Source organism: Actinomadura madurae, from assembly GCF_047130825.1.
Lineage (GTDB): Bacteria > Actinomycetota > Actinomycetes > Streptosporangiales > Streptosporangiaceae > Spirillospora > Spirillospora madurae.
In genome coordinates this window covers 1,433,746-1,456,796 of the sequence record NZ_CP083237.1, presented here as the reverse complement: position 1 = coordinate 1,456,796, position 23,051 = coordinate 1,433,746, and the positions used below count along the sequence as shown (strand labels likewise).

Genomic DNA, 23,051 nt, shown 5'->3' with positions numbered 1-23,051 from the left:
GGCGGCCCGGACGGGCGGGGCGCCGGGCCGCGTCGCGCCATGTCTCGACGGCCCGCGGGTGAGACACATCAATGATCTGTCTCGGCGGGGCCAGGTGTGATGTTCGTCTCATCGGCGTCTTCCGTCAAGGGTTTCGGCGGGTCCGGACTGGATCGGAAGCGGTCAGGAGGGCGGGACGGGCACCTCGGCGAGCAGAGCGGCCAATCCGGCGGCGCGCGCCGGGGACACCTCGTCCGCCGTCCGCCCGTCCAAGGCCGCGCGCAGCCGCGCCACCCGCCGCCCGAGGTCCACCGGCCGGCCCTGGTCCACCTCGTTGAGCAGCGTGGTGACCTCGGTGGCCAGCTCGGAGCCGAACCGCGGCCCGACCTCCCCGAGCGCGATCCCCACGTCGATCGCGCGGCGCAGCCGGGTGAGGGCGCCCACCGCCGCCGTGCGCGCGTCCGCCGCCGGGACCGCCGGGCTCGCCCGCCGGGTCGGCGGTCCCGGCGGCGCGCCCGGGTCCCGCGCCGAGCCGGACGGGCCCTCGGCGGACGGGCGCGGCGGCACGGGCAGGGTGACGCCGCCCGCCGCCGGGTCCGGCAGCGCGGACATGGTCACGGCCAGCGGGACGAGCGCGAGCGCCAGCGCCGCCGCGGCGGCGCCGAGCACGCCCGCGCGCCGGGCGCCTCCCGGCCTGCGCCGGACGGGCGCCCGCTGCCCGGCGCCCGCTGCTTCCGCCGCGTCCGCGGCGCCGGCGGGGAGGGGGAGGACGGCCGTCTCACCGGCATGCGCCGCCAGCGTGCGCGCCACCTCGGCGGCCGGCGGCCGCGCGGCGGGATCGGCGGAGCGGCACCGGGCCGCGAGCTCGGCCAGTTCCGCCACCGCGCCGTCCGGCTCCCCGTCCGCCGTCTCGGGCAGGCACGCCGCCAGGATCGCGCCCAGCGCCAGCACGTCCGCGGCCTGCCCCGCCTCCGCGTCCGGCCCCTCCCGGCCCTGCGACGCCTCCGCGGCGCCCTCGTCCGCGGCGTCCGCGGCCGGGCCGGCGACGCCGAGGCCGAGGAGCTTCACGCCGCCCGCGGCGAGGAACACCTGCCCGGCCCTCAGATCGCCGTGGACGACCCCGCAGGCGTGGACGGCGGCGAGGGCGTCGGCGATCTGCGCGCACACGCCGGCCGCCTCCTGGGGGCCGGGCAGGCCGCGCGCGAGGCGGGCCGTCAGCGACTCGCCGTTCAGGTACTCGGTCACGACGTAGGTCAGCGCGTCGCCGCCGGAGCCCTCGGCCTCCCCGTAGTCGTAGGTGGTCACGATGCCCGGATGGGTGAGGGCCGCCGCGGCGCGGGCCGCGTCGCGCAGGCGCCGCCGCGTCCGCCGCCGGCCGTGCGGGACGCCGACGAGCGTCACCGCGACGCCGCGGGCGAGCAGCTCGTCGTGCGCGCGCCACACCTGGGCCGGACCGCGCCGGCCGACGCGGTGCTCCATGCGGTAGCGGTCCTCCAGCCGGAATCCCGGTTCCACGGGACCTCCCCTCTGGCGCGGGGGATGGTTGTCACCGCACAGCAGTACGCAGCGCGTCCCGGATCGGATCGGTCGTGGCCGGGAGGTTCTGACGGAGGGTGTCCGGCCGGGAACACCGCGCCCCCGCACGGATTCGGAGGCGAAAGGTTCGGAGTGACCCGGTTTCGGGCCGTGGCCGGACCAGGCCACGGCCGAGGGCTTGCTTTCTCGCCAGGATGTGCCTGCCTCCCGGTGGAGGGTCAGGCGCGGGTCACGGAGAGGGCGTCCGCGGCTCCGCGGAGCCTCTGCCACGTGCCCGGACATTGAAAAGCGGCGCCGGGTGGATACGGGGGCAATCCACCCGGCGCCGCATCATCGGTGTTCCGACGGGGGCCCGGAACACCGGCACGGGCGCTCCGACGGGGGACCAGAGCGCCGGTACAAATCGTACACCGAAACCCCCCGCGGTTAGTCAAGAGAATGTCACGACCGGATTTCCGGTCGCTGTCCGGAAACCGGCTTCTGTGCCCGGCGCGCGGGGTCGTCGAAGGCCGCGGACGCGGTCGGCTCGCGCCCGCCGTTGGCGAAGATGACCGCCACGTAGGGCAGCACGGCGGCCCCCACCACCATGAGCAGCGCCAGCCACCACGGAGCGCCGGCCACGGCGGCCGCCACCGCCCCCAGGAAGCATGCCGTGCGGACTCCCATGGAGATCAGGTAGCGCCGCTGGCGGTTGCCGATGTCCTCCGACATGGGGCGGGGGGCGTCGGTGACCGTGTAGACCGCCGGCTCCCGGTGGTGACGGTGATTGACCTTCACCATTCCACGGTAAGCCCAAGGGGGCCGGCCTGCGACGGCGGTACGGGTCAAACCTCGGAAACGGGCCGGAACTTCGCCGCAGGGTCGAAACAATGGGAGGAACAGATGACCGATCGCACGTACCGGGTAACGGAGATCGTCGGGACGTCGCCGGAGTCCGTCGAGGCCGCGATCCGCAACGGCGTCCGGCGCGCCTCGCAGACGCTGCGGCACCTGGACTGGTTCGAGGTGACCGAGGTCCGCGGGAACATCCAGGACGGCGAGGTCGCCCACATCCAGGTCACGATGAAGGTCGGCTTCCGCCTGGAGGACGCCTGACCGCGGCCCGGCTGCTCGGCGAGGGCGCGGGCGGGTCCCCTCGCGTCCGAGGCCCGCCCCTGCCGCGGGGCGGGCCTCGGACGGGCGGGCCCGGGACGTCAGGACGCCTGCGACACCGTCGACATGTTGAAGTCGCCGATCCTGATCGGCGGCATGGCGGCCCGGGTGAAGTAGTCCGACCACTCGCGCGGCAGCGTCGGCACGGTCGCGCCGACCTCGGCGAGCCGTGACAGCAGGTCGACGGGGCTCTCGTTGAAGCGGAAGTTGTTCACCGCCCCGACGACCTCGCCGTTCTCGACGAGGTAGACGCCGTCGCGGGTGAGGCCGGTCAGCAGCAGGCTCTGCGGGTCGACCTCGCGGATGTACCAGAGGCAGGTCAGCAGCAGCCCGCGCTCGGTCCGGGCGACCATCTCCTCCAGGGAGGCGCCGCCGTCCGGGGCCCTCATCGCCAGGTTGTCGACGGCCGGGGTCACCGACAGGCCGGTGCGCTCGGCCGAGTGCCGGGTCTGGGTGAGCGCCTTGAGCGTCCCGTCGCCGATCCAGTCGGTGGCCTGCAGCGGCAGCCCGTTGTCGAACATCGACGAGTCGCGGTCGGAGAAGGGCGCGATGACGAACGGGGCGCACTCCATGCCGGGCGCGGCCGGGTCGCTGGACAGCGTGACGGGCAGGTTCGCGATCTTCTCCCCGACGCGGGTGCCGCCGCCGGGGGCGCTGAACACCGTCCGGCCGTCGTGCGCGTCCTGCGCGCCCGCCGACCAGTACAGGTAGATCATCAGGTCGGCGACGGCGGACGGCGGCAGGATCGTCTCGTAGCGCCCTGCGGGCAGGTCCACGCGCCGCTCCCCCCACTGCAGCCGCCGGGCGAGGTCGCCGGTGAGGGCGGGGACGTCGACGTCGGTGAAGTCGCGGGTGCCGACGCCCGCCCACGCCGAGCCGCCCGCGCCCTTGGCGTTCAGCTCCAGCAGCCCGGACGGCTGGTCGTGCCGCAGCCGCAGCCCCGCCGAGGTGCCGAGGAACGTCGAGGTGAGGACGTGGTTGGCGAACCCGTACAGGCGCCGGTCGCCGGCCTGCGCGGCGGCGAACGCCTCGCCGAGTGCGGGCGCGAACCCCTCGAACACGCAGATGCCGGTCTCGGCCGGGTCGGCGTCCCACGCCGCGCCGCCCCGCCCCTCGGTGACCAGCGGGCGGGCGTCCTCTGCGGGCTCGTTGCCGGCGGCGTCGGCCTCGGCGGCGCGGACCAGGTCCTCGATGCCGTCGGCGCCGACCGCCGACCGCGACACCACGCCCGCCGCGACGCCGTCGGCGGTGCGGCGCAGCGCGATGACGGTGAGGCGGCTGGAGCGGGTGACGCCGTTGGTGGTGAGGGTGTTGCCGGCCCACCGCAGGTTCGCGGTGCTCGCCTCGTCGGCGATGACGACGCAGTCGTCGGCGCGCGACAGCGACAGCGCCCGCTCGACGGCCTCCTGCGGCCTGATCGTGCTCACTGGCCCGCCTCCTTCAGCGCGTTGAGGATGTTGACGCCGCGGAACAGCGCCGCCGGGCAGCCGTGGCTGACCGGCGCGACCTGCCCCGGCTGGCCCTTGCCGCAGTTGAACGCGCCGCCGAGCACGTACGTCCGCGGGCCGCCGACGGCCTCCATCGAGTTCCAGAAGTCGGTGGTGGTGGCCTGGTAGGCGACGTCGCGGAGTTGCCCGGCGAGGCGCCCGTTCTCGATCCGGTAGAAGCGCTGGCCGGTGAACTGGAAGTTGTACCGCTGCATGTCGATCGACCAGCTCTTGTCGCCGACGATGTAGATGCCGCGCTCGACACCGGAGATCAGCTCGTCGGTGGACGGGCCGCCCTCGGCGGGCTTGAGCGACACGTTCGCCATCCGCTGGATCGGCATGCTGGACGGCGCGTCCGCGAACGCGCAGCCGTTGGAGCGCTCGGCGCCGGTGAGGCGGGCGATGCGCCGGTCCGTCTGGTACCCGGTGAACAGCCCCTCGGAGACGATGTCGAACGACTGCGTCTGCACGCCCTCGTCGTCGTAGCCGATGGTGGACAGGCCGTGCTCGACCGTCCGGTCCCCGGTGATGTTCATGGCCTTCGACCCGTACTGCAGCGCCCCGAGCTTGTCGGGCGTGGCGAACGAGGTGCCCGCGTAGGCGGCCTCGTAGCCGAGCGCCCGGTCCAGCTCGGTGGCGTGCCCGATCGACTCGTGGATCGTCAGCCACAGGTTGGACGGGTCGACGACGACGTCGTACACCCCGGGGTCGACCGACGGGGCCGCGAGCTTCTCGGCGAGCAGCTCCGGGATGCGGGCGAGCTCGCCGTCCCAGTCCCAGTGCTCGCCGGACATCCACTCCCACCCGTACCCGGCGGGCGGCGCGAGCGTCCGCATCGTGTCGAACAGGCCGCCGGCCAGGCCCACGGCGTTCACGGCCGGGTGCAGGCGGACCCGCTGCTGGGTGGTGACGGTCCCGGCGAGGTCGGCGAAGAACTTGTTCTCCTTCACCTGCAGGAGCGTCGCGTCCACGTGGTCGACGCGGTCGTCGCCGAGCAGCCGGCGGCTCCACCCGGCCAGCAGCGCGATCTTCTCGGTGGTCGGCACGTCGAACGGGTCGGTCTCGTACGCGGAGATCCAGGTGCGCTCGCCGTGCACGGGCTCGGGCGCCAGCTCGATGGGCTCGCGGTTGACGGCCCTGGCGACGCCGGCGACCTCGACGGCCTGCGCGGCGGCGCGCGCCGCGCCCTCGGGCGTCAGGTCGATGCCGGCGGCGAAGCCCCAGGTTCCGTCCTTGACGACCCGGACCGACAGGCCGACGTCGTCCTCGTCCAGCGCGGTCTCCAGCGCGGCGTCGTGCAGGCGGAGGGTCTGGCTGCGGATGCGCTCCAGGCGGAAGTCGGCGTGCTCGGCGCCCAGCTCCCTGGCGCGGGACAGGGCCGCGTCGGCGAGCGCGCGTAGCGGCAGCGCGGTGAAGGCGGGATCGATGTCATGCACCCTCCGCAACCTACCCTCCGCGCTCCAGCGCGGGCCCGAACAAACCCGGGTGGGGGATCTTGTCGGTTCGGCACATCTTCACGGCCCGCCCCGGGCCGCTAGTGTCGTGCAGCAGTCACCCACCACCACAACGAGAGGGTCGTGATGAGTCGCTCTGTCCTCGTGACCGGCGGTAACCGGGGCATCGGCCTCGCCATCGCCCGCGAGCTGGCCGCGGCGGGCGACGCGGTCGCGGTCACCTACCGGTCGGGCGAGCCGCCCGAGGGCCTGTTCGGCGTCCGCTGCGACGTGACGAGCGCCGAGGACGTCGACGCGGCCTTCGCCAAGGTGGAGGCCGAGCAGGGCCCGGTGGAGGTGGTCGTCGCCAACGCCGGGATCACCAAGGACACCCTCCTGGCGATCATGAGCGAGGACTCGTTCACCTCCGTCCTCGACACCAACCTGACCGGCTCGTTCCGGGTGGCCAAGCGCGCCGTGAAGGGCATGATGCGCAAGCGCTCCGGGCGGATCGTGCTGGTCTCCTCGGTCGTGGGGTTGATGGGCTCGCCGGGGCAGTCCAACTACGCCGCGTCCAAGGCCGGCCTGGTCGGGTTCGCGCGCTCGCTGGCCCGCGAGCTCGGGTCGCGGGGCATCACGGTGAACGTGGTGGCGCCCGGGTTCGTCGACACCGACATGACGTCGGTGCTGAGCGAGGACCAGCAGAAGGCCATCACCGCCGCGATCCCGCTGGGGCGGATCGCGAAGCCGGAAGAGATCGCCAAGGCCGTCCGGTTCGTGGCCGGGGAGGACGCCGCCTACATCACCGGGGCCGTGATCCCGGTCGACGGCGGCCTGGGAATGGGGCACTGACAGTCATGGGAATCCTCGAGGGCAAGCGCATCCTGGTCACCGGCGTCCTGACCGACGCCTCGATCGGCTTCCACGTCGCGCGGATCGCGCAGGAGCAGGGCGCGGAGGTGGCGCTGACCGCCTACCCGCGGCCCACGCTCACGCAGCGGACCGCCAAGCGGCTGCCGTCCGGCCCGGACTCCCCGCCGCCGGTGCTGGAGCTCGACGTGACCGACTCCGACCAGCTGGACGCGCTCGCCGGGAACCTGCGCGACAACGGCTTCGACCACCTGGACGGCGTCGTCCACGCGATCGGCTTCGCGCCGCAGACCGCGCTCGGCGGCAACTTCCTGGAGACGCCGTGGGAGGACGTGGCGACCGCCGTGCACACCTCGGCGTACTCGCTGAAGTCGCTGACGATGGCGTGCCTGCCGCTGATGAAGGACGGCGGCTCGGTCGTCGGGCTGGACTTCGACGCCAGCAAGGCCTGGCCGGTGTACGACTGGATGGGCGTGGCGAAGGCCGGCCTGGAGTCGTGCGCCCGCTACCTGGCCAAGTACCTGGGGCCGCAGGGCATCCGGGTGAACCTGGTGGCCGCGGGGCCGCTGGCCACGATGGCGGCCAAGAGCATCCCGGGCTTCGAGGGCATGACGGACATGTGGCCGCAGGTGGCCCCGCTCGGCTGGGACGTCAAGGACAGCGAGCCCACGGCCCGCGCGTGCGCGGCGCTGCTGTCGGACTGGTTCCCCGCCACGACGGGGGAGATCGTCCACGTCGACGGCGGCCTGCACTCCGTCGGCGGCCCGTCGTGATCCTGTCCGCCTGATCCTGTCCGCCTGATCCCTTCGGCGCGATCCCTTCGGGGTGACGTCTCAGCGGGCCTCGCGGCGGCGGCGGAGCGCGCGGCCCGCGACGCTGACGTTGAGGGCCCCGACGGCCCCGGCGGCGCCCGCGGCGGCGGCGACGAGGAGCATCCGGCCGTCGTCGGCCCCGGAGGCGGCGACGGGGGAGATGAGCCGCGTCTGCGGCACCGCGGCCGTCCCGGTGGAGGCGTACCGGTAGGCGTTGGGGTTCGCGGCGATCTCGGGGGTCGGCAGCACGCCGGGCTGCCCGGACGCCGCCGAGGGGGCCTGCCCGGAGTACGGCTTGAGCCCGCCCGCGCCCGTCATGGGAGCGGGAGCGTCCCCTCCGGCGCCGCCCGGCTTCGAGGACGGCTTGCGCGGGGCCTTGGCGGGCGCCCTGCCCGGCTTCTTCACCGAGGTCTTCTCCGGGGCGGGCCGGACGGTCTTGGACGGGGTGGGCTTCGGCGTCGGCGCGGGGCTCTTCGGGGTGAGCGCCTCGCGGAGGTTGCCGAGGTTGCACTTCCAGTTCTCGATCGTGGTCTCCGGGTCGACGCCCTTCTTGCAGGTCTCCGCCGCGGCGGCCTCCGCCGGGGCGGCGAGGAGCAGCACCAGCGCCCCCGCCGAGACCGCCGCCGACGCCGTACCGAGCCGCCTGAGCCGCTGGGGCATGTCGCTCCTCCACCCGAACCGTATTCTGTTTCCTGACCCTGCCGACATCGTGTCCCATACGGGCGGGTGCGTAAACCACGGCACGCGGGTTTCTTTCCCCCCGTCCTACCTCACTGGACCACCAGTCTCCCGAGCCTGGTGCGCCGCGCGGGGGACCCGCCCTCGCGGACGGCCCTGGCCAGGGCGGGTCCGGCCGCCTGGACGACCGACAGGTGCCGCAGCGCCAGCCCGAACGCGGTGGCCACCAGCGGCCGGGTCAGCCCGCCGCCGGACAGGACCGCGACCACGGCGGGCCGCCGCGTCCCGCGGGCCAGCGCGGCGGGCACCGCCCAGCCGTGCCGCAGCCGGGACGCGTCGGCGGGGGCGATGACGGCGGCGCCGGCGGGGAAGGCGACCTCCAGCCCGTCCGGGCCGCCGCCGGTCACCACGCCCGTCTCGCCGAGCGGGGCGTGCGGGAGCGGCGCCGCCACGACCACCCGGTCGCCGGGGTCCATGCCGCGGAACGCGCCGGGGCCGGGGTTCAGCCGGGCCTTGAGCGCGGCGTTGAGGGCGGCGGCGCCCGCCTCGCCGCCCGCCGCCGGCGCGACGACCTGGACGTCGCCCGCCTCGAGCCCGAACGCCCGGGGAATCGAGTCGGCGACGAGCTGGACGGCCCGGTGCACCGCCTCGGCGGCGCCCTCCGCGGGCACCACGACGACCTCCCGCCCGGGGGCGTCCACGGCGATGAGCTCGCCGCCGCGCACCGCCTCGGCCAGCGTGCCGAGCGGGCCGGACGGCGGCTCGGCGTCGAGCGCGACGACGGGCACCGTCTCGGACGCCTCCAGGTCGTCCAGCGGGCGCCCGGGGCCGGCCGGCGGCGGGGCGCCCTGCTCCGCGCACAGCACGAGGTGGGCGCCGTCCGGGCACGCCTCGGCCAGCACCGCGCACAGCTCGACGTCCAGCGCCGCGCCGTCGGTCACGATGACCAGGTCGAGGTCGAAGGGGCGCTGCTCGCCGCGCCCGTACACCACGGCGCCCGGCGCGGCGGACGGGTCGTCCCGCGGCTCCAGCAGCCGGTGCAGGCTGGTGACCGTGACGGCGGCCGCGTCCAGGGCGGGATCGGCGGCGGCCAGATCGGCGGCGGCGCGGTCGGTGGGCGTCGCGATCGCGGTGCGGGCCCCCTGCGACGCCGCGGCGGCGGCGATCCCGGCGGCGGTGCGGGCGAGGCCGTCCGGCGTGCCCCGCAGGATGCTCACGCCGGTCCGCAGCGCGGCGGTGAGCGCGAGGGAGCGGTCCTCGGGCAGCCCGTCGCGCAGCGTCTTGACGGCCGCGTCGTCCAGCAGCGGCACCGCCGTGAGCGTCAGCCGCCGCAGCCCTTCGGCGGCGGCCTCCTCGGCCAGCGCCCACCGCGCCGGGCCGAGGGTCTCCTCGGGCTCGGGCGGCTCGGCGTCCTCGCCGAAGGCCTCCTCGTCGAACTCGGGCTCCTCGGTGAGCGACAGGACCTCCGCCTCGTCCAGGGCTGCCTCGACGGCGGCGCGCGGGTCGGGGAACGCCAGCCGCCCCAGCCCGGACAGCACGTCGGCGGCGGGCGTGACCGTGTGCCCGGCGCGGGCCGCCTCGGTCAGCAGGTGCAGGACGAGGGCGGCGCCGCGGCGGGGGTCGTCCGGCCGGGCGTCCTCGCCGAGGAGGGCGCGGGCGAAGTGGTCGGCCTGCCGCGGCCGGACGCCGGGGACGCCCAGCAGCCGCCACGGGTCGGCGCGCAGCCGCCGCGCCGCGTCCGGCCCGAGGCGGGTGACGGCGGGGGCCGCGAGCGCGGCGGGCACGCCCGTCTCCGCGAAGAGCCCGGTCAGCGCCCGCAGCCCCTCGCCCGGGGCGGGGCCCGCCCCGGGCGGCGGCGCGGCGGCGGGATCGGCGGCGGGGCCGCCGGCGGGGCGCCGGTCGAGCGCGCCGGCGGCGGCCTCGGCGGCGCGCATGGCCTCGGCGGCGCGCGCCGCCCGCTCGGCGGGGGAGGGGGTCTGGTCAGGGGTGTCGGTCACGGGCTTCCCGTCGCGGCTTCACGGCTGGCGGTGGACCGTCCCGAGCGTGCCACGGACGGTCCCGGTAATCACGGACGCACCACGGGGCGGTCGCGGATCACGGCTGCGCGGCGGACTCGGAGACGTCGGAGACGTCGTCCAGCGCGTGCCGGATCTCGTTCGGCAGCGTGAGGTCCTCGCTCTCCAGGATCGCGCCGAGCTGCGCGGCGGTGCGGGCGCCGACGATCGGCGCGGCCACGCCCTCCCGGTCGCGGACCCACGCCAGCGCCACCGCGAGCGGGGAGCGGCCGAGGCCCTCGGCGGCGGTCACCACCGACTCCACGATGCGGGCGCACTCCTCGTCCAGGTAGGGCTGGACGAACTCGGCGAAGTGCGGGGCGGCGGCCCGCGACCCGGCCGGGATGCCGGTGCGGTACTTGCCGGTGAGGACGCCGCGGCCGAGCGGCGACCACGGCAGCAGGCCCGCCCCCGCGTCCAGCACGGCGGGCACGACCTCCCGCTCGATGTCGCGGCGCAGCAGCGAGTACTCCAGCTGCGCCGACACCACCGGCGCGCGGCCCGGCCAGGCGCGCTGCCAGGCGGCGGCCTTGGAGACCTGCCAGCCCGCGTAGTTGGACACGCCGACGTAGCGGGTGCGCCCGGAGGCGACCGCCTCGTCCAGCGCCGACAGCGTCTCCTCCAGCGGCGTGGCCGGGTCGTAGACGTGCAGCTGCCACAGGTCGACGTGGTCGAGGTCCATCCGGTCGAGGGAGGCGTCCAGGGCGCGCAGCAGGTGCCGGCGGGAGCCGTCGTAGCGGCCGTTCGGCCTGATCGCCGCCTTGGTCGCGATGACCAGCGCGTCCCGGTCGACGACGTCGCGCAGCAGCCGGCCGAGGATCCGCTCGCCGGCGCCGTCGTTGTAGACGTCGGCGGTGTCGACCAGGGTGCCCCCCGCGTCGGCGAACGCGACGAGCTGCGCCGCCGCCTCGTCCGGGTCGGTGTCCTGGCCCCAGGTCATGGTGCCGAGACCCAGCCGGGACACCAGCAGCCCGCTCCGCCCGAGGTGACGCTCCTTCATAGGCGGTCAATGTAGCGGTCCGCGCGATCGCGGCGGAAAGCGAGGACCGGCCGCGTCCCGGTCCCCGCCGTCCCGCGAAGATCCTGGTGAGGTCTATTGCCGGGCGCCGCGGCCCGGCTAGAGTGCGCAGCCATGGCGCCACCCCCGTTCTCGATGTACTCGCCGAAGTCGCCGGACGGCGACGGCGGGCCCGACATGGCGCCGGTGTTCGGCGCCGGGCCCTCCGACGACCCCGGCTACATCGCCTCGCTGCGCGGCGAGACCGTGCTCGGCCGGACGCGCCTGATGATGCTGGCCCTGCTGGCGGCGCCCGTGCTGATCCTGGCGCTCACGCCGCTGATCGTGCAGGACGGCCGCGAGGACGCCGCGCCGTGGCTGTTCCTCCCGCCGGTCGCGGCGGCGCTGTTCGTGCTGGTGGCCGGACCGCGGGTGCCGCGCCCGATCCCGCCGGACGGCGGCCCGGAGGCGGCGCCGCCGGCGGTGCTGATGGCGTTCCGCCAGGCGGTGCTGGTGCGGTTCGCGCTGGCCGAGGGCGTGATCCTGCTGGGCCTGCCGCTGGCGATGGTCGGGCACAGCGAGCTGGTGTTCGCGGCGGCGTTCGTCCTCGGCTACCCGCTGCTGGTGTGGCTGGTGCTGCCCACGCGCGGCGGCGTCGAGCGGATGCGGCGCCGGCTGGAGGAGCGGGGCGCCGAGTCGCACCTGTGGGCGGTGCTGCTGGCCGCGCCCGCGCCCGCCGGACGGGAGGCGCCCCCCGCCCCGGAGGCGGCCCCCGGCGAGGACGGCTAGGGCCGGCCGCTCAGAGCCAGCCGCTCTTGCGCAGCCGCCGGAACAGCAGCACGCAGATGACGGCCATCACCCCGATGACCAGCGGATATCCGAAGGTCCAGTGCAGCTCGGGCATGTGGTCGAAGTTCATCCCGTAGATCCCGGCGATCGCGGTCGGCACCGCGATGATCGCCGCCCACGCGGAGATCTTGCGCATGTCCTCGTTCTGCTGCTTGCCGAGCAGCGCCAGGTGCGCGGTCAGCACGCTGTTGAGCAGCTCGTTGTGCGCGTCGACCTGCCCGTCGACGCGCAGCAGGTGGTCCAGGACGTCGCGGAAGTACTCGCGGGTGGTGCCGCACTCGGCGACCCGGCCCTTCACGATCTCCTGCAGCACGGGGACCAGCGGATCCTCGGCGCTCCGGAACTCCAGCACCTCCCGCTTGAGGGAGTAGATGTCGGCGGTGACGTCCCGCGCGCCCGGGTCGAACACGGCCCGCTCCAGCCCGATGATGTCGACCTCGACCTCGTGCGCGACCAGCCCGTACCGGTCGACGACCTCGTCGCACACCGCGTACAGGACGGCGGTGGCGCCGTGCTTGAGCAGCTCCGGCGACTCCTCCAGCCGCTTGCGGACGGGGCCGAGCGGGTTCCCGGCGCCGTGCCGGACGGTGACCACGAAGTCGCGGCCGAGGAACACCATGATCTCGCCGACCTCGATGTCGGACGTCTCGTCGATGTAGGCGAGCGTCTTCAGCACGATGAACAGGGTGTCGTCGTAGCGCTCCATCTTCGGCCGCTGGTGCGCGGAGACCGCGTCCTCGGAGGCGAGGGGATGCAGCATCAGCTCGTCCTTGACCAGCTCGAACTCGTCCTCGTCGGGTTCGAACAGGCCGATCCACAGGAAGCAGTCGCCGTCCGCGCGGGCGGCGTCGAAGGCGTCGCTGATGTCGCCGTCGATGTCGTGGCGCACGCCACCCGCGTAGATGGCCTTGTCGACGATCACACCACGCATTCTCCCGCATCCGGGACGCGAACGGACCGCGGTGATCTCCTAGAGTGGCCGGTGTGACGACGCTTCTCCTGGTCCGGCACGGCCTGACCGCGATGACCGGCCCGGTGCTGGCCGGCTGGACGCCCGGCGTGCGCCTGGACGAGCGCGGCCGGGCGCAGGTCGCCGCGCTCGCCGCCCGCCTGGCGTCCCTCCCGCTCGCCGCCGTCGTGTCCAGCCCCCTCGAGCGCTGCGCCGAGACGGCCGAGGCGATCGCGGCCGGGCGCGCGGGCCCGGCCGGGAAGGTGGAGACCGACGAGCGGTTCGGCGAGGTCCGCTACGGCGACTGGACGGGCCGCCCCCTCAAGGAGCTGGTGGAGGAGCCGCTGTGGCGGGTCGTCCAGGCCCACCCGAGCGCCGCGCGGTTCCCCGGCGAGGCCGGGGAGTCCCTGGCGGACGCGCAGCACCGCGCCGTCGCCGCCGTCCGCGACTGGAACGGGCGGATCGTCGCCGAGCACGGCCCGGACGCCCTCTACGCCGTGTGCAGCCACGGCGACATCATCAAGTCGGTCGTCGCCGACGCCCTCGGCCTGCACCTGGACCAGTTCCAGCGCATCCAGGCCGACCCCGCGTCCCTCACCGTCATCCGCTACACCGAGACGCGCCCGTTCGCGGTCCGCGTCAACGACACCGGCGGCGATGTCGCCGGGCTGGTTCCCGAACCGCCGGCCGAGGGCTCCGGCGGCGACGGACCCGGTCCGGGGGACGCGGTCGTCGGCGGCGGCGCGTAGGGTCGGTGTCATGCCCGTCATCTCCTACGACCCGCCGGAGCGTTTCGTCGCGGGCGCCGTCGGGCGGCCCGGCGACCGTGCCTTCTACCTGCAGGCCCGCTCCGGCCGCCGCGTCACCAGCGTCGGCCTGGAGAAGTTCCAGGTGACGCTGCTGGCCGAGCGGCTCGAGGAGCTGCTGGACGAGGTGCTGCGGCGCAGCGGCGGCGAGGGCGCGGTATCGGCCGCCGCCCCGTCCGAGCTCCAGGACGACGGCCCCCTCGACCAGCCCGTCGAGGAGGAGTTCAAGGTCGGCACGATGGCGCTGGCCTGGGACCCCGAGGACGAGCAGGTCGTGATCGAGGCGCAGGAGGTCACCGAGTCCGAGGCGGAGCCCGACGTCGGCGAGGACGACCCCGCCATCGCGGTGCTGCGGGTCCGGATCAGCCCGGCGCAGGCCCGCGCGTTCGCCGAGCGCGCGCTGAAGGTCGTCGCGGCGGGACGCCCCCCGTGCCCCCTGTGCGGCCTGCCCCTCGACACCGAGGGGCACGTGTGCCCCCGGCAGAACGGATACCTCGGCTGAGATGTACTGGATCATGCACGTCGCGGCCGGGAGAATGAGCGCATGACGCAGTCCTCCCGGGACCGTGCCCCCGCCGGCGACGTCGCCGGGCGGGGCGGGGGCGGCCGCCCGGTCTCGCCGCGCGACGCCGCCGCGGCCGAGCGGCTGCTGTCGGCCGGGCGCCTGGCCGTGGAGGGCCGGCTCGTCCAGGCCTCCAACGCCACCCTCTACTGCTCGATCGAGCACGACGGGCTGTCGGCCAACTGCGTCTACAAGCCGGTCGCGGGGGAGCGCCCGCTGTGGGACTTCCCCGACGGCACCCTCGCCGAGCGAGAGGTCGCCGCCTACGAGGTCTCCAAGGCGATGGGCTGGGGCACCGTCCCGCCCACCGTGCACCGCGACGGCCCCTACGGGCCCGGCATGGTGCAGCTGTGGGTGGAGCCCGACCCCGACGTCGACCTCGTCGCGCTGTCGCGCTCCGACGACGAGGCGATCCGGCGGATGGCCGTCTTCGACGCCGTCGTCAACAACGCCGACCGCAAGATCGGGCACCTGCTGCCGCCCGGCGACGGCCACGTGTACGGCTGCGACCACGGCGTCTGCTTCTCCACCGACTACAAGCTCCGCACGGTCCTGTGGCAGTGGCGCGGCAAGCCCCTCACCCCCGAGGCCCTGGAGGTGCTCGGCCGGGTCGACGCGGGGCTGCGGGGCGGCGCCCTCGGCGCGCGGCTGGCCGAGCTGCTCACCGCGGACGAGGTCGACGCGACCCGCAGGCGCGTCGAGCTGATGCTCAAGCACCGCATCCACCCCTACCCGCCGGAGGACTGGCCCGCCATCCCGTGGCCGCCGCTGTGACCCCGGGGCCGTAACGCGCGCCCCGCCGGGCGGGCGGAAAGGGTGGAATGCTCCAATTGGGGGCATGTGCACGGCGATCATCAGTGTCGACCCGTCCTCCCCGGTCCCGGTCCTCCTCGTCGGCGTGCGGGACGAGTTCCTCGCCCGCGACTGGGACCCGCCCGGCCGGCACTGGCCCGAGCGGCCCGGCCTCGTCGGCGGTCGCGACCGCCGCGCGGGCGGCACCTGGCTCGCGGTGGACCCGGACGCGCCGCGGGCCGCGGTGGTGCTGAACGGTCGCGGCCGGATGGCGCCCGAGGCCGGCCGCGCGTCGCGCGGGGAGCTGCCGCTGCGGGTCGCCGCCGACGGCAAGCTCGGCCGCCCCGACCTCGCCGCCTTCGACCCCTTCCACCTCGCCGTCGCCGAACCCGACAGGGTGCGGCTGTGGAGCTGGGACGGGGAGGCCCTCACCGCCCGCGACCTCGGCCCCGGCCTGCACCTGATCGTCAACAGCGGGCTGGAGGGCCTGGACCAGCCGGAGGGCGACACCGAGGACGCCTACATGGAGGCGCGGCTCGCCCACTTCCGGCCGCGCCTGGCCGCCGCGCCGCGCCCCGAGCCGGGCCCGGACGACCCGCCGGAGCGGGCGTGGGGCGCCTGGCTGCCGCTGGTGAACGGCGACGGGCTGCCCCGCGCCGACCACCGGTCCCTGCTCCCCCTGCTCGACCTGGGCGACGGCCGCGTCTGGGGCACCACCTCGGTCAGCCTCGTCGCGATCCGCCGCGACGGCGTCCGGTACGACTTCAGCGCCGCGCCCGGCGACGGGGAGGCCTGGACGCGCGTGCGGTGAGGGACGGGTGACGCCCGGTCTGACAAGTGTGGCTGCGGAGCATGACTCTCGGTGCTAGGTTGGCTACTCGACGCGATCTTCGCCGGGGCGCCGGCCGCCCGCGGAGACCGGTCACCGGCGCACGGGAGGGCGGATGGCAGCAGCGGCACGCCCGGCACCGGTGCGCGACCGGCCCGCCGCCCCGGCCCCGGAGTCGCCGGCCGGCCCCGCCGCCCCGGTGCCCGGCCGCAGCCCGTTCCAGCTCGCGCTAGGCCGGTTCCGCCGCGACCGCGCCGCGGTCGCGGCCCTCGGCGTCCTCACGCTGATCGTGGCGTTCGCCGCACTGGCGCCGCTGTGGGCGCACCTGACCGGCCACCCCTACCACGCGACGTTCCCCGAGACGGGCCTGGACGCCGGCGGGCGGCCCCGCGGGCCCTGCGCCGCGTTCCCGCTCGGCGCCGACCAGCTCGGCCGCGACGTCCTCGTCCGGGCCGCGTACGGCGCCCGGATCTCCCTGGCCGTCGGCGTGCTCGCGGCCCTGCTCGCGGCCGTCGCCGGGACCGCCGCGGGGACCCTCGCCGGGTTCGCCGGCGGCGCCGTGGACGCCGTCCTCGCCCGGCTGATGGACATGACGCTCGCGCTGCCGTACCTGCTGGTCGCGATCACGCTGTCCACCACGTTCCAGATCGGCTCGGCCGCCGCGAGCCTGACGATGACCGTCGCGGTGATCGCGTTCTTCTCCTTCGCCTCGTTCGGCCGGATCATCCGCGGCCGGGTGCTCGCCCTCACCCGCGCCGAGTTCGTCGAGGCGGCCCGCGCGCTCGGCGCGTCCCGCACCCGGATCGTCGTCGGCGATCTGCTGCCGAACCTGGTGGCGCAGATCACCGTGCTGACCTCGCTGCTGATCCCGGCGTCGATCGTGTTCGAGGCGACGCTGTCGTTCCTCGGCGCCGGGGTGCGGCCGCCGATGCCGAGCTGGGGGTCGATGCTCGGGGAGGGCGGCGACGTGTACCGCTCCGCCTGGTGGCTGCTCGCCGTCCCCGGTGTGCTGCTGCTGCTCACCACGCTGTCGTTCAACCTGCTCGGCGACGGCGTCCGCGACGCCCTGGACCCGCGCGGCGACCGGTCAGCCGGGGGCGGGTGAGCGCCCGTGGCGCGCTTCGCCGTCCGCCGGCTGCTGTACGCGGCCGTGGTGCTGTGGCTGGTGTCCACGCTGGTGTTCGTGTTCCTGCACGTCTCGCCGGTGCCGGTGGAGCGCGTCATCGGCGGGCCCCGCGCCACCGCCGACACGCTGCGGCAGATCCGCGCGAACCTCGGCCTGGACCGGCCCGTCCTCGTCCAGTACTGGCGGTTCACCGGGCGGCTGCTGAGCGGCGACCTCGGCGACTCCTACGTCAACGGGACGCCGGTCACCGCCCTGATCGGCGCCCGGCTCCCGACGACGCTGCTGCTGGTGGCCGGCGCCGGGGTCCTGTGGTTCGCCGGCGGCGTCACGCTCGGGGTGCTCAGCGCCACCCGGGCGCGGAGCCTGTGGGACCGTGCCTCGACCGTGGTCACGCTGATCGGCCTGTCCACCCCGCCGTTCGTGATGGCGCTCGCGCTGCTCCACCTGTGCGCGACCAGGCCCGGCGAGCACGGCGTCCACCTCTTCGAGGCGGGGCCGCCCCTGCAGGAGCACTTCCTGCGGCGGATGGTCCTGCCGTGGATCGCGCTGGCGTTCCTCATGCTCGCCGCCTACACGCGTCTCACCCGCGGCGCGATGCTGGAGGCGCTGAGCGAGGACTACGTGCGGACGGCGTGGGCGAAGGGGCTGCCGCGGCGCCGCGTCGTGTGGAGGCACGGGCTGAGGGCGGCGCTGACCCCGGTCGTCACCCAGCTCGGCATCGACCTCGGCGCGCTGATCGGCTCCACGATCGTCACCGAGAAGGTGTTCGGGCTGCAGGGCGTGGGGCAGCTCGTCCAGCAGTCCATCGCGCTCGGCGACACCCCGGTGATCATCGGGGTGACGCTCCTTGTGACGCTGTTCGTGGTGGCGGCGAACCTGGTCGTCGACATCGGCTACTCGGTCCTGGACCCGCGCGTGCGGCTGCGCTGAGGGCCACCCCGGCGGCGGTGCCCCCCGGTCAGATGGGGTGATCTCGGATTCCTGCCGCTAAGTGCGCATGGATAAGCTTTCGGTATGCGATCGTGGCCCGCCTCCGAAGTCCCGAGCCTGTCCGACGCGGGACTGCCCGCCGCGACCCGGCCGCTGAGCCTGCACGACACCGCGACGGGGACCGCGCGTCCCACGTCCCCGGGCGCCACCGCCCGGATGTACGTGTGCGGCATCACCCCTTACGACGCCACCCACCTCGGGCACGCCAACACCTACCTGGCGTTCGACCTCGTCAACCGCGTGTGGCGCGACCTCGGCCACCGGGTCCACTACGTCCAGAACGCCACCGACGTCGACGACCCGCTTCTGGAACGTGCCCGCGAGACCGGCGAGGACTGGCGGGAGCTCGCCGACCGGGAGATCGAGCTGTTCCGCGGCGACATGACGGCGCTGCGGATCCTGCCGCCCGACCAGTACGTCGGCGCGGTCGAGGCGATCCCGCTGATCGTCGAGATGATCGAGAAGCTGCGCGGCCGGGACGCCGCCTACGAGGTGGCCGGCGACGTGTACTTCCCGGTCGCGTCCGACCCGTCGTTCGGGCAGGTCAGCGGCCTGACCCGGGAGGAGATGGCGCCGCTGTCCGCCGAGCGCGGCGGCGACCCGGACCGCGCCGGCAAGCGCGACCCCCTCGACGCGCTGCTGTGGATGGCGCGCCGCCCCGGCGAGCCGGGCTGGGAGTCGCCGTTCGGCGAGGGCCGCCCCGGCTGGCACGTGGAGTGCTCGGCGATCTCCGTCGAGTACCTCGGGATGGCGTTCGACGTCGAGGGCGGCGGCTCGGACCTGGCGTTCCCGCACCACGAGATGGGCGCCTCCCACGCCCAGGTCGCCACGGGGGAGCGGCCCCACGCCCGCGCCTACGTCCACGCCGGCATGGTCGGCCTGGACGGCGAGAAGATGTCGAAGTCGCGCGGCAACCTGGTGTTCGTGTCGAGGCTGCGGGAGGCCGGCACCGACCCGATGGCGATCCGGCTGGCGCTGCTGGCCCACCACTACCGCGCCGACTGGGAGTGGACGCCCGGGGCCCTGGACGAGGCGTCCGCGCGGCTGCGCCGCTGGCGCGACGCCGTGGCCCGCCCGTCCGGCCCGCCCGCCGAAGGCCTGGCCGCGGCGGTGCGCGGCCACCTGGCCGACGACCTGGACGCCCCCGCCGCGCTGGCGGCCGTCGACGCCTGGGCGGCCTCCGCCGGCACCGACCCCGCCGCCCCGTCCCAGGCCCGGGCCATCGCCGACGCCCTGCTCGGCGTCGCGCTCTGACCCGGCGCACCCTGGGCACGACCCTGAGCACGGCCCCGGAGCCGGTCCGGCGGCGTCTCATTCCATGACGTAGCAGTCCCAGGCCGACGGGTTCCCCGCGTCGCCGTCGAGGCGCGCCTCTGCGTCCGGCCGGTACTGCGCCGCGCAGACCTGCGTCATCGTGATCTGGGTGTCGACGCCGATGTCGCCGCCGCGGGGGACGCAGTACCAGTCGCCGGACCGGAACTCGGCGTCGCGGCCGCGGGCCCCGCAGTACTTGCCGGGGTCGGGGGAGCCGAGCACGACGGGGCTCGGCGGAGGGTCGTCGGTGCGCGTCGGACGGCCGCCCCCGCCGCCGCCGGGCCGCGTCCCCTCACCCTGCCCGGGGCGGCCCGGTGCCGTGGTGCCCGGCGGCCGGGACGTCCGGCTCCGGGACGGCGGGGACGGCGGCGCGGACGACCGACCGCCCGCCGTCGTGGGCGCGGTGACCCGCCCGCCGCCGGCCCCGGCCGTCCCGGACGGCTCGCCGCCCCGCCGGTCCAGCAGCACGTACCCGGCGGTCCCCGCGGCCGCCGCGACCACGGCGACGGCGACGGCGGCGGCCAGCGTCCGGCCGAGCCGGCGCCGCCCGCCGGGACGGCCGCCGTCCGGGTTCGGCGCGGTGGCCGCGGGCGGCAGCGTCGCGTCGCCGTCGCCCGCGCCCTCGGGGGCGCCCTCTGCCGGGCCGTCTGCCGGGCCGTCCGCCGGGCCGTCCGCCGGGGGCTCCGGCGGTGCGGGCGGGGGGCCGGTGGGGCCGGGCCCGGCCGGCGGCGGCTCGAAGGCCTCCTCGTGCCCGACGAGGCGCAGCAGCAGCTGCGCCGCCGTCGGCCGCCGCGCGGGGTCCTTGTCCAGCGCCGCCGCGACCAGCTCGCGCAGCTCGCCGTCCAGGCCGCCGAGGTCGGGCTCGTGGTGCAGCACCCGGTACATGACCGCCGGGACGGAGTCGGACCCGAACGGCGGCCGCCCGGTCGCCGCGAACACCATCGTCGCCCCCCACGCGAACACGTCCGCGACGGCGCCGATCTCTCCGCCGGACACCTGCTCGGGCGCCATGTACGCGGGGGTGCCGACGGCGCGGCTGCTCACCGCGCTCGCGGCGTCCAGCACCCGCGACAGCCCGAAGTCGATCACGCGGGGCCCGTCGGGGCCGAGCAGCACGTTGTGGGGCTTGAGGTCGCGGTGCACGATCCCGGCGCGGTGGATGGCGGTGAGGGCGCTGGCGGTGCTGACGGCGAGCCGGTCCAGCGCGCCGCCGCGCATCGGCCCGTCCCGCGCGACGAGGCGGTTCAGCGCCTCGCCGGGGACGTACTCGCTGACGAGGTACGGGCTGTCCCCGGCGACCTCGGCGTCCAGGAACTGGGCGGTGCAGAACCGGGCGACCTGCTTGGCGACCTCCGCCTCCCGGACGAACCGGGCCCGCGCGGTGTCGTCCTCCTCGAACTGGACCCGCAGCAGCTTGACCGCGACGTGCTGCCCGTCGGCGCCCTCCCCGAGGTAGACGGTGCCCTGGGCGCCGGATCCGAGCCGCCCGAGCAGCGCGTAGCCGCCGAGCCGTCTCGGGTCGTGCGCGTTCAGCGGCCGGGGCTCCGGCAAGATCTCGCGCTCCCTTCGGTCGGTCGGCGGTCACGGGGCGTCACAGCAGGCCCGCCAGCCTGTACAGAACCAGCGAGCCGGCGACCGCCACGTTGAGGCTGCTGCCGGTACCCACCATAGGGATCTCGACGGCGAGGTCGAGCAGGTCCAGTGCTTCGGGCGGGATGCCGGTCTGCTCGTGGCCGAGCACCACGACCGTCCGGGCGCGCGCCGCCGGGAGGTCGGCGAGCCGCACCGCCTCGTCGGCCAGCTCCACGCCCGCGACCTGGGAGCCCGCCTCCCGCTGCCGCTCCAGCCAGCCGAGCGGGTCGCGCACCCAGTGGACGCACGCGGGCCGGCGGAGGGTGTTGCCGCGGGCGAGGGCCTCCGGCACCCACGGGTACCGGGGCACGGCCATGCAGGCGCCGACGGCGTCGCAGGTGCGCAGCAGGGTCCCGAGGTTGGCGCCGTGCAGGGGCCACAGGGGCGCCACGACGAGGTGGTCCCAGCAGGTGTGGCCGCGGCCGCGGCGCTGGCGGCGCAGCTCTCGCGGCGTGCGGACGCGGATCGACGCGGCCGCCGGGCGGGGGCTCACCAGCCCTGGGCGCTACCGCCCTCCGAGAAAGAAGAGATCATGAGGGGCGCACTTCGCGGCGTGCGCGGGCCATCGCCGGGGGAGACACGGACACGGCCGAGTGTAGCCGCGCGGGCCGGGAGCCGCCCAGGGCGAGACGGCGGGTCCGCCGGGGATCAGCCGGGGTCGCGGCGGCGGAGGTAGCGCTCGAACTCCCGGGCGATGGCGTCGCCGCTCGCCTCCGGCAGCTCGGTGGCGTCCTTCTGCTCCTCCAGGGTGCGGACGTACTCGGCGACCTCGGAGTCCTCCTCGGCGAGCTCGTTGACGCCGTGCTCCCAGGCGCGGGCCTCCTCCGGCAGCTCGCCGAGCGGGACGGTCACGTCCAGCAGGTCCTCGACGCGCCGCAGCAGCGCCAGAGTGGCCTTGGGCGACGGCGGCTGCGCGACGTAGTGGGGGACCGCGGCCCACAGCGACACGGTGTCGAGGTCGGCCTTGGCGCAGGCGTCCTGGAGGACGCCGAGGATTCCGGTCGGGCCCTCGTAGCGGGCCGGCTCCAGGTGCAGGGTGTTGACGAGCCCGGCCTCGGACGCGGCACCGGTGACGGGCACCGGGCGGGTGTGGGGGGCGTCGGCGAGCAGCGCGCCCAGCAGCACGACGTTGCGGACCTCCAGCTCCAGCATCAGCCCGACCAGCTCGCGGCAGAACGACCGCCACCGCATGTTCGGCTCGATCCCGTGCACCAGCACGACGTCCTTGCCGTTCGGCAGCCGCGCCCACGACACCCGGGTGGTGGGCCAGGTGATGCCGCGGGTCTCGCCGTCGCTCATCTCCACGATCGGGCGGGTGACCTGGAAGTCGTAGTAGTCGTCCGGATCGAGCTCGGCGATGGGCACCGCCTCCCAGGTCGACTCCAGGTGGGCGATCACCCCGCTGGCGGCCTCGCCGGCGTCGTTCCACCCCTCAAAGGCGGCCACGAGCACAGGATCGACGAGTTCCGGCACGCTTTCGAGCTCGACCACGCGCTGCCTCCTTCCGACGCCCTGGTACAGCGTCACCGACGGGGGCCGTCATTCCCGGGGCGGGGGCCCCGGTCATGATCGGTGGCTGTCAGCCTACGTCCTGACAGTGACCTACCCCACCCCTCCGCAGGGCAGACCCCGCCCTGTACGCCCGCGGCGGAACCACGTCACGATCGGGTCACTTGCCCTTGGGGGTGGTGTGGACGATCAGCACGTCGCAGGGGGAGCGGTGCGACAGGTTGGCCGGGACGGACCCGAGGATGCGGCCCGCGAGGCTGTTGAGCCCCCGGTTGCCGATCACCAGCAGGTCCACCTCGCGCTCCTTGGCCAGCTTGGACAGCACGTCGACGGCGTCGCCCTCGACGGCGGCCTGCTGGATGTCGGTGGCGCCGGCCGCGACCGCCCGCTCCCGCGCGGCGCGCAGCGCGTCGTCGGCGGGCGTGGACCCCTGCACCTTGTAGGCCAGGTCGCCGAGCCGGTCGGCGGCGGAGGCGCGCTCGCGCTCGGGCATCGGGCTGTAGGCGGAGGCCAGCAGGAGCGTGGCGCCGGTGGCGGCGGCCAGCTGCGCGGCGCGGTCGACCGCGCGGAACGAGGAATCGGAGCCGTCGGTGCCGACGAGGACGATGCGGTACGCGCTCATGCCGTTCCTTACCCGTTGGTAGTCACTGGGGGAACGGTATCGGTCCCCCGACCCATCCGTCACGGCCTTCTTG

23 protein-coding genes are annotated in these 23,051 nt (G+C 75.6%); 11 read left to right on the top strand and 12 right to left on the bottom strand.

All coding sequences use genetic code 11. The features are described 5' to 3' along the window. Positions 1–162 precede the first annotated feature (162 nt). Together K8Z49_RS06820 and K8Z49_RS06815 are read right to left on the bottom strand one after the other, a co-directional pair. Positions 163–1,494 (bottom strand): protein kinase domain-containing protein, encoded by a 1,332-nt coding sequence (locus K8Z49_RS06820; protein WP_075022462.1) that lies wholly within the window; start codon positions 1,492–1,494, stop codon positions 163–165. A gap of 462 nt (positions 1,495–1,956) precedes the next feature. Then, entirely contained in the window at positions 1,957–2,295 is a 339-nt protein-coding gene (locus tag K8Z49_RS06815; protein ID WP_083597891.1) for a DUF3099 domain-containing protein, read from the bottom strand. A 102-nt stretch (positions 2,296–2,397) separates the two neighbouring features. On the opposite strand from K8Z49_RS06815, the gene K8Z49_RS06810 reads away from it, so the two are divergent. Beyond that, positions 2,398–2,610, top strand: a complete 213-nt coding sequence (locus tag K8Z49_RS06810) for a dodecin (protein WP_021599222.1) — start codon at positions 2,398–2,400, stop codon at positions 2,608–2,610. A 98-nt stretch (positions 2,611–2,708) separates the two neighbouring features. On the opposite strand, the gene K8Z49_RS06805 is transcribed toward K8Z49_RS06810, so the two are convergent. Together K8Z49_RS06805 and K8Z49_RS06800 are read right to left on the bottom strand one after the other, a co-directional pair. Next, complete coding sequence (locus K8Z49_RS06805) at positions 2,709–4,085, bottom strand: metallopeptidase TldD-related protein (RefSeq protein WP_412521000.1); 1,377 nt, start codon at positions 4,083–4,085, stop codon at positions 2,709–2,711. 5 nt (positions 4,086–4,090) lie between these two features. Beyond that, entirely contained in the window at positions 4,091–5,590 is a 1,500-nt protein-coding gene (locus K8Z49_RS06800; RefSeq protein WP_075022459.1) for a TldD/PmbA family protein, read from the bottom strand. A gap of 144 nt (positions 5,591–5,734) precedes the next feature. On the opposite strand from K8Z49_RS06800, the gene K8Z49_RS06795 reads away from it, so the two are divergent. Together K8Z49_RS06795 and fabI are read left to right on the top strand one after the other, a co-directional pair. Continuing rightward, a complete protein-coding gene (locus K8Z49_RS06795) occupies positions 5,735–6,439 on the top strand; it encodes a beta-ketoacyl-ACP reductase (RefSeq protein ID WP_024936472.1) in 705 nt (234 codons plus the stop codon). A gap of 5 nt (positions 6,440–6,444) precedes the next feature. Continuing rightward, positions 6,445–7,230, top strand: coding sequence for an enoyl-ACP reductase FabI (fabI, locus tag K8Z49_RS06790; RefSeq protein ID WP_412517850.1), 786 nt, complete (start codon positions 6,445–6,447; stop codon positions 7,228–7,230). Between the two features lie 60 nt (positions 7,231–7,290). On the opposite strand, the gene K8Z49_RS06785 is transcribed toward fabI, so the two are convergent. The 3 genes from K8Z49_RS06785 to K8Z49_RS06775 all read right to left on the bottom strand — a co-directional run bounded on the left by K8Z49_RS06785 (position 7,291) and on the right by K8Z49_RS06775 (position 11,001). Continuing rightward, a complete protein-coding gene (locus K8Z49_RS06785) occupies positions 7,291–7,929 on the bottom strand; it encodes a hypothetical protein (protein ID WP_021599217.1) in 639 nt (212 codons plus the stop codon). 110 nt (positions 7,930–8,039) lie between these two features. Further along, positions 8,040–9,944, bottom strand: coding sequence for a helix-hairpin-helix domain-containing protein (locus tag K8Z49_RS06780; RefSeq protein WP_244938561.1), 1,905 nt, complete (start codon positions 9,942–9,944; stop codon positions 8,040–8,042). Between the two features lie 97 nt (positions 9,945–10,041). Next, entirely contained in the window at positions 10,042–11,001 is a 960-nt protein-coding gene (locus K8Z49_RS06775) for an aldo/keto reductase (protein WP_021599884.1), read from the bottom strand. A 132-nt stretch (positions 11,002–11,133) separates the two neighbouring features. On the opposite strand from K8Z49_RS06775, the gene K8Z49_RS06770 reads away from it, so the two are divergent. Beyond that, the gene (locus K8Z49_RS06770) at positions 11,134–11,787 is read left to right on the top strand and encodes a hypothetical protein (RefSeq protein WP_033333894.1); all 654 of its coding nucleotides are present in this window, start codon (positions 11,134–11,136) and stop codon (positions 11,785–11,787) included. A 10-nt stretch (positions 11,788–11,797) separates the two neighbouring features. Here K8Z49_RS06770 and corA read toward each other — a convergent pair whose 3' ends face one another. Continuing rightward, a complete protein-coding gene (corA, locus tag K8Z49_RS06765; protein ID WP_021599882.1) occupies positions 11,798–12,769 on the bottom strand; it encodes a magnesium/cobalt transporter CorA in 972 nt (323 codons plus the stop codon). 62 nt (positions 12,770–12,831) lie between these two features. On the opposite strand from corA, the gene K8Z49_RS06760 reads away from it, so the two are divergent. The 7 genes from K8Z49_RS06760 to mshC all read left to right on the top strand — a co-directional run bounded on the left by K8Z49_RS06760 (position 12,832) and on the right by mshC (position 19,155). Further along, the gene (locus K8Z49_RS06760; protein ID WP_111831144.1) at positions 12,832–13,545 is read left to right on the top strand and encodes an MSMEG_4193 family putative phosphomutase; all 714 of its coding nucleotides are present in this window, start codon (positions 12,832–12,834) and stop codon (positions 13,543–13,545) included. 10 nt (positions 13,546–13,555) lie between these two features. Further along, the gene (locus K8Z49_RS06755) at positions 13,556–14,104 is read left to right on the top strand and encodes a DUF3090 domain-containing protein (protein WP_412517849.1); all 549 of its coding nucleotides are present in this window, start codon (positions 13,556–13,558) and stop codon (positions 14,102–14,104) included. A 42-nt stretch (positions 14,105–14,146) separates the two neighbouring features. Beyond that, the gene (locus K8Z49_RS06750; protein WP_024936476.1) at positions 14,147–14,938 is read left to right on the top strand and encodes an SCO1664 family protein; all 792 of its coding nucleotides are present in this window, start codon (positions 14,147–14,149) and stop codon (positions 14,936–14,938) included. A gap of 64 nt (positions 14,939–15,002) precedes the next feature. Beyond that, positions 15,003–15,767 carry an NRDE family protein gene (locus K8Z49_RS06745; protein ID WP_024936477.1) on the top strand — a complete coding sequence of 255 codons (765 nt, stop codon included), beginning with the start codon at positions 15,003–15,005 and terminating at the stop codon, positions 15,765–15,767. Positions 15,768–15,900: 133 nt separating this feature from the next. Continuing rightward, positions 15,901–16,890, top strand: coding sequence for an ABC transporter permease (locus K8Z49_RS06740; RefSeq protein WP_412517848.1), 990 nt, complete (start codon positions 15,901–15,903; stop codon positions 16,888–16,890). A 6-nt stretch (positions 16,891–16,896) separates the two neighbouring features. Further along, entirely contained in the window at positions 16,897–17,841 is a 945-nt protein-coding gene (locus K8Z49_RS06735; RefSeq protein WP_021600190.1) for an ABC transporter permease, read from the top strand. An 84-nt stretch (positions 17,842–17,925) separates the two neighbouring features. Beyond that, positions 17,926–19,155 carry a cysteine--1-D-myo-inosityl 2-amino-2-deoxy-alpha-D-glucopyranoside ligase gene (mshC, locus tag K8Z49_RS06730; protein ID WP_412517847.1) on the top strand — a complete coding sequence of 410 codons (1,230 nt, stop codon included), beginning with the start codon at positions 17,926–17,928 and terminating at the stop codon, positions 19,153–19,155. A gap of 57 nt (positions 19,156–19,212) precedes the next feature. On the opposite strand, the gene K8Z49_RS06725 is transcribed toward mshC, so the two are convergent. The 4 genes from K8Z49_RS06725 to K8Z49_RS06710 form a co-directional block, all read right to left on the bottom strand. Further along, complete coding sequence (locus K8Z49_RS06725) at positions 19,213–20,766, bottom strand: serine/threonine-protein kinase (RefSeq protein ID WP_412517846.1); 1,554 nt, start codon at positions 20,764–20,766, stop codon at positions 19,213–19,215. 40 nt (positions 20,767–20,806) lie between these two features. Further along, positions 20,807–21,340: a TrmH family RNA methyltransferase gene (locus K8Z49_RS06720; protein ID WP_412517845.1), complete on the bottom strand. Its 534-nt coding sequence runs from the start codon at positions 21,338–21,340 to the stop codon at positions 20,807–20,809. 155 nt (positions 21,341–21,495) lie between these two features. Further along, positions 21,496–22,338, bottom strand: a complete 843-nt coding sequence (locus K8Z49_RS06715) for a PAC2 family protein (protein WP_021593601.1) — start codon at positions 22,336–22,338, stop codon at positions 21,496–21,498. A 178-nt stretch (positions 22,339–22,516) separates the two neighbouring features. Continuing rightward, positions 22,517–22,978 carry a universal stress protein gene (locus K8Z49_RS06710; RefSeq protein WP_021593602.1) on the bottom strand — a complete coding sequence of 154 codons (462 nt, stop codon included), beginning with the start codon at positions 22,976–22,978 and terminating at the stop codon, positions 22,517–22,519. Between the last annotated feature and the right edge of the window lie 73 nt (positions 22,979–23,051).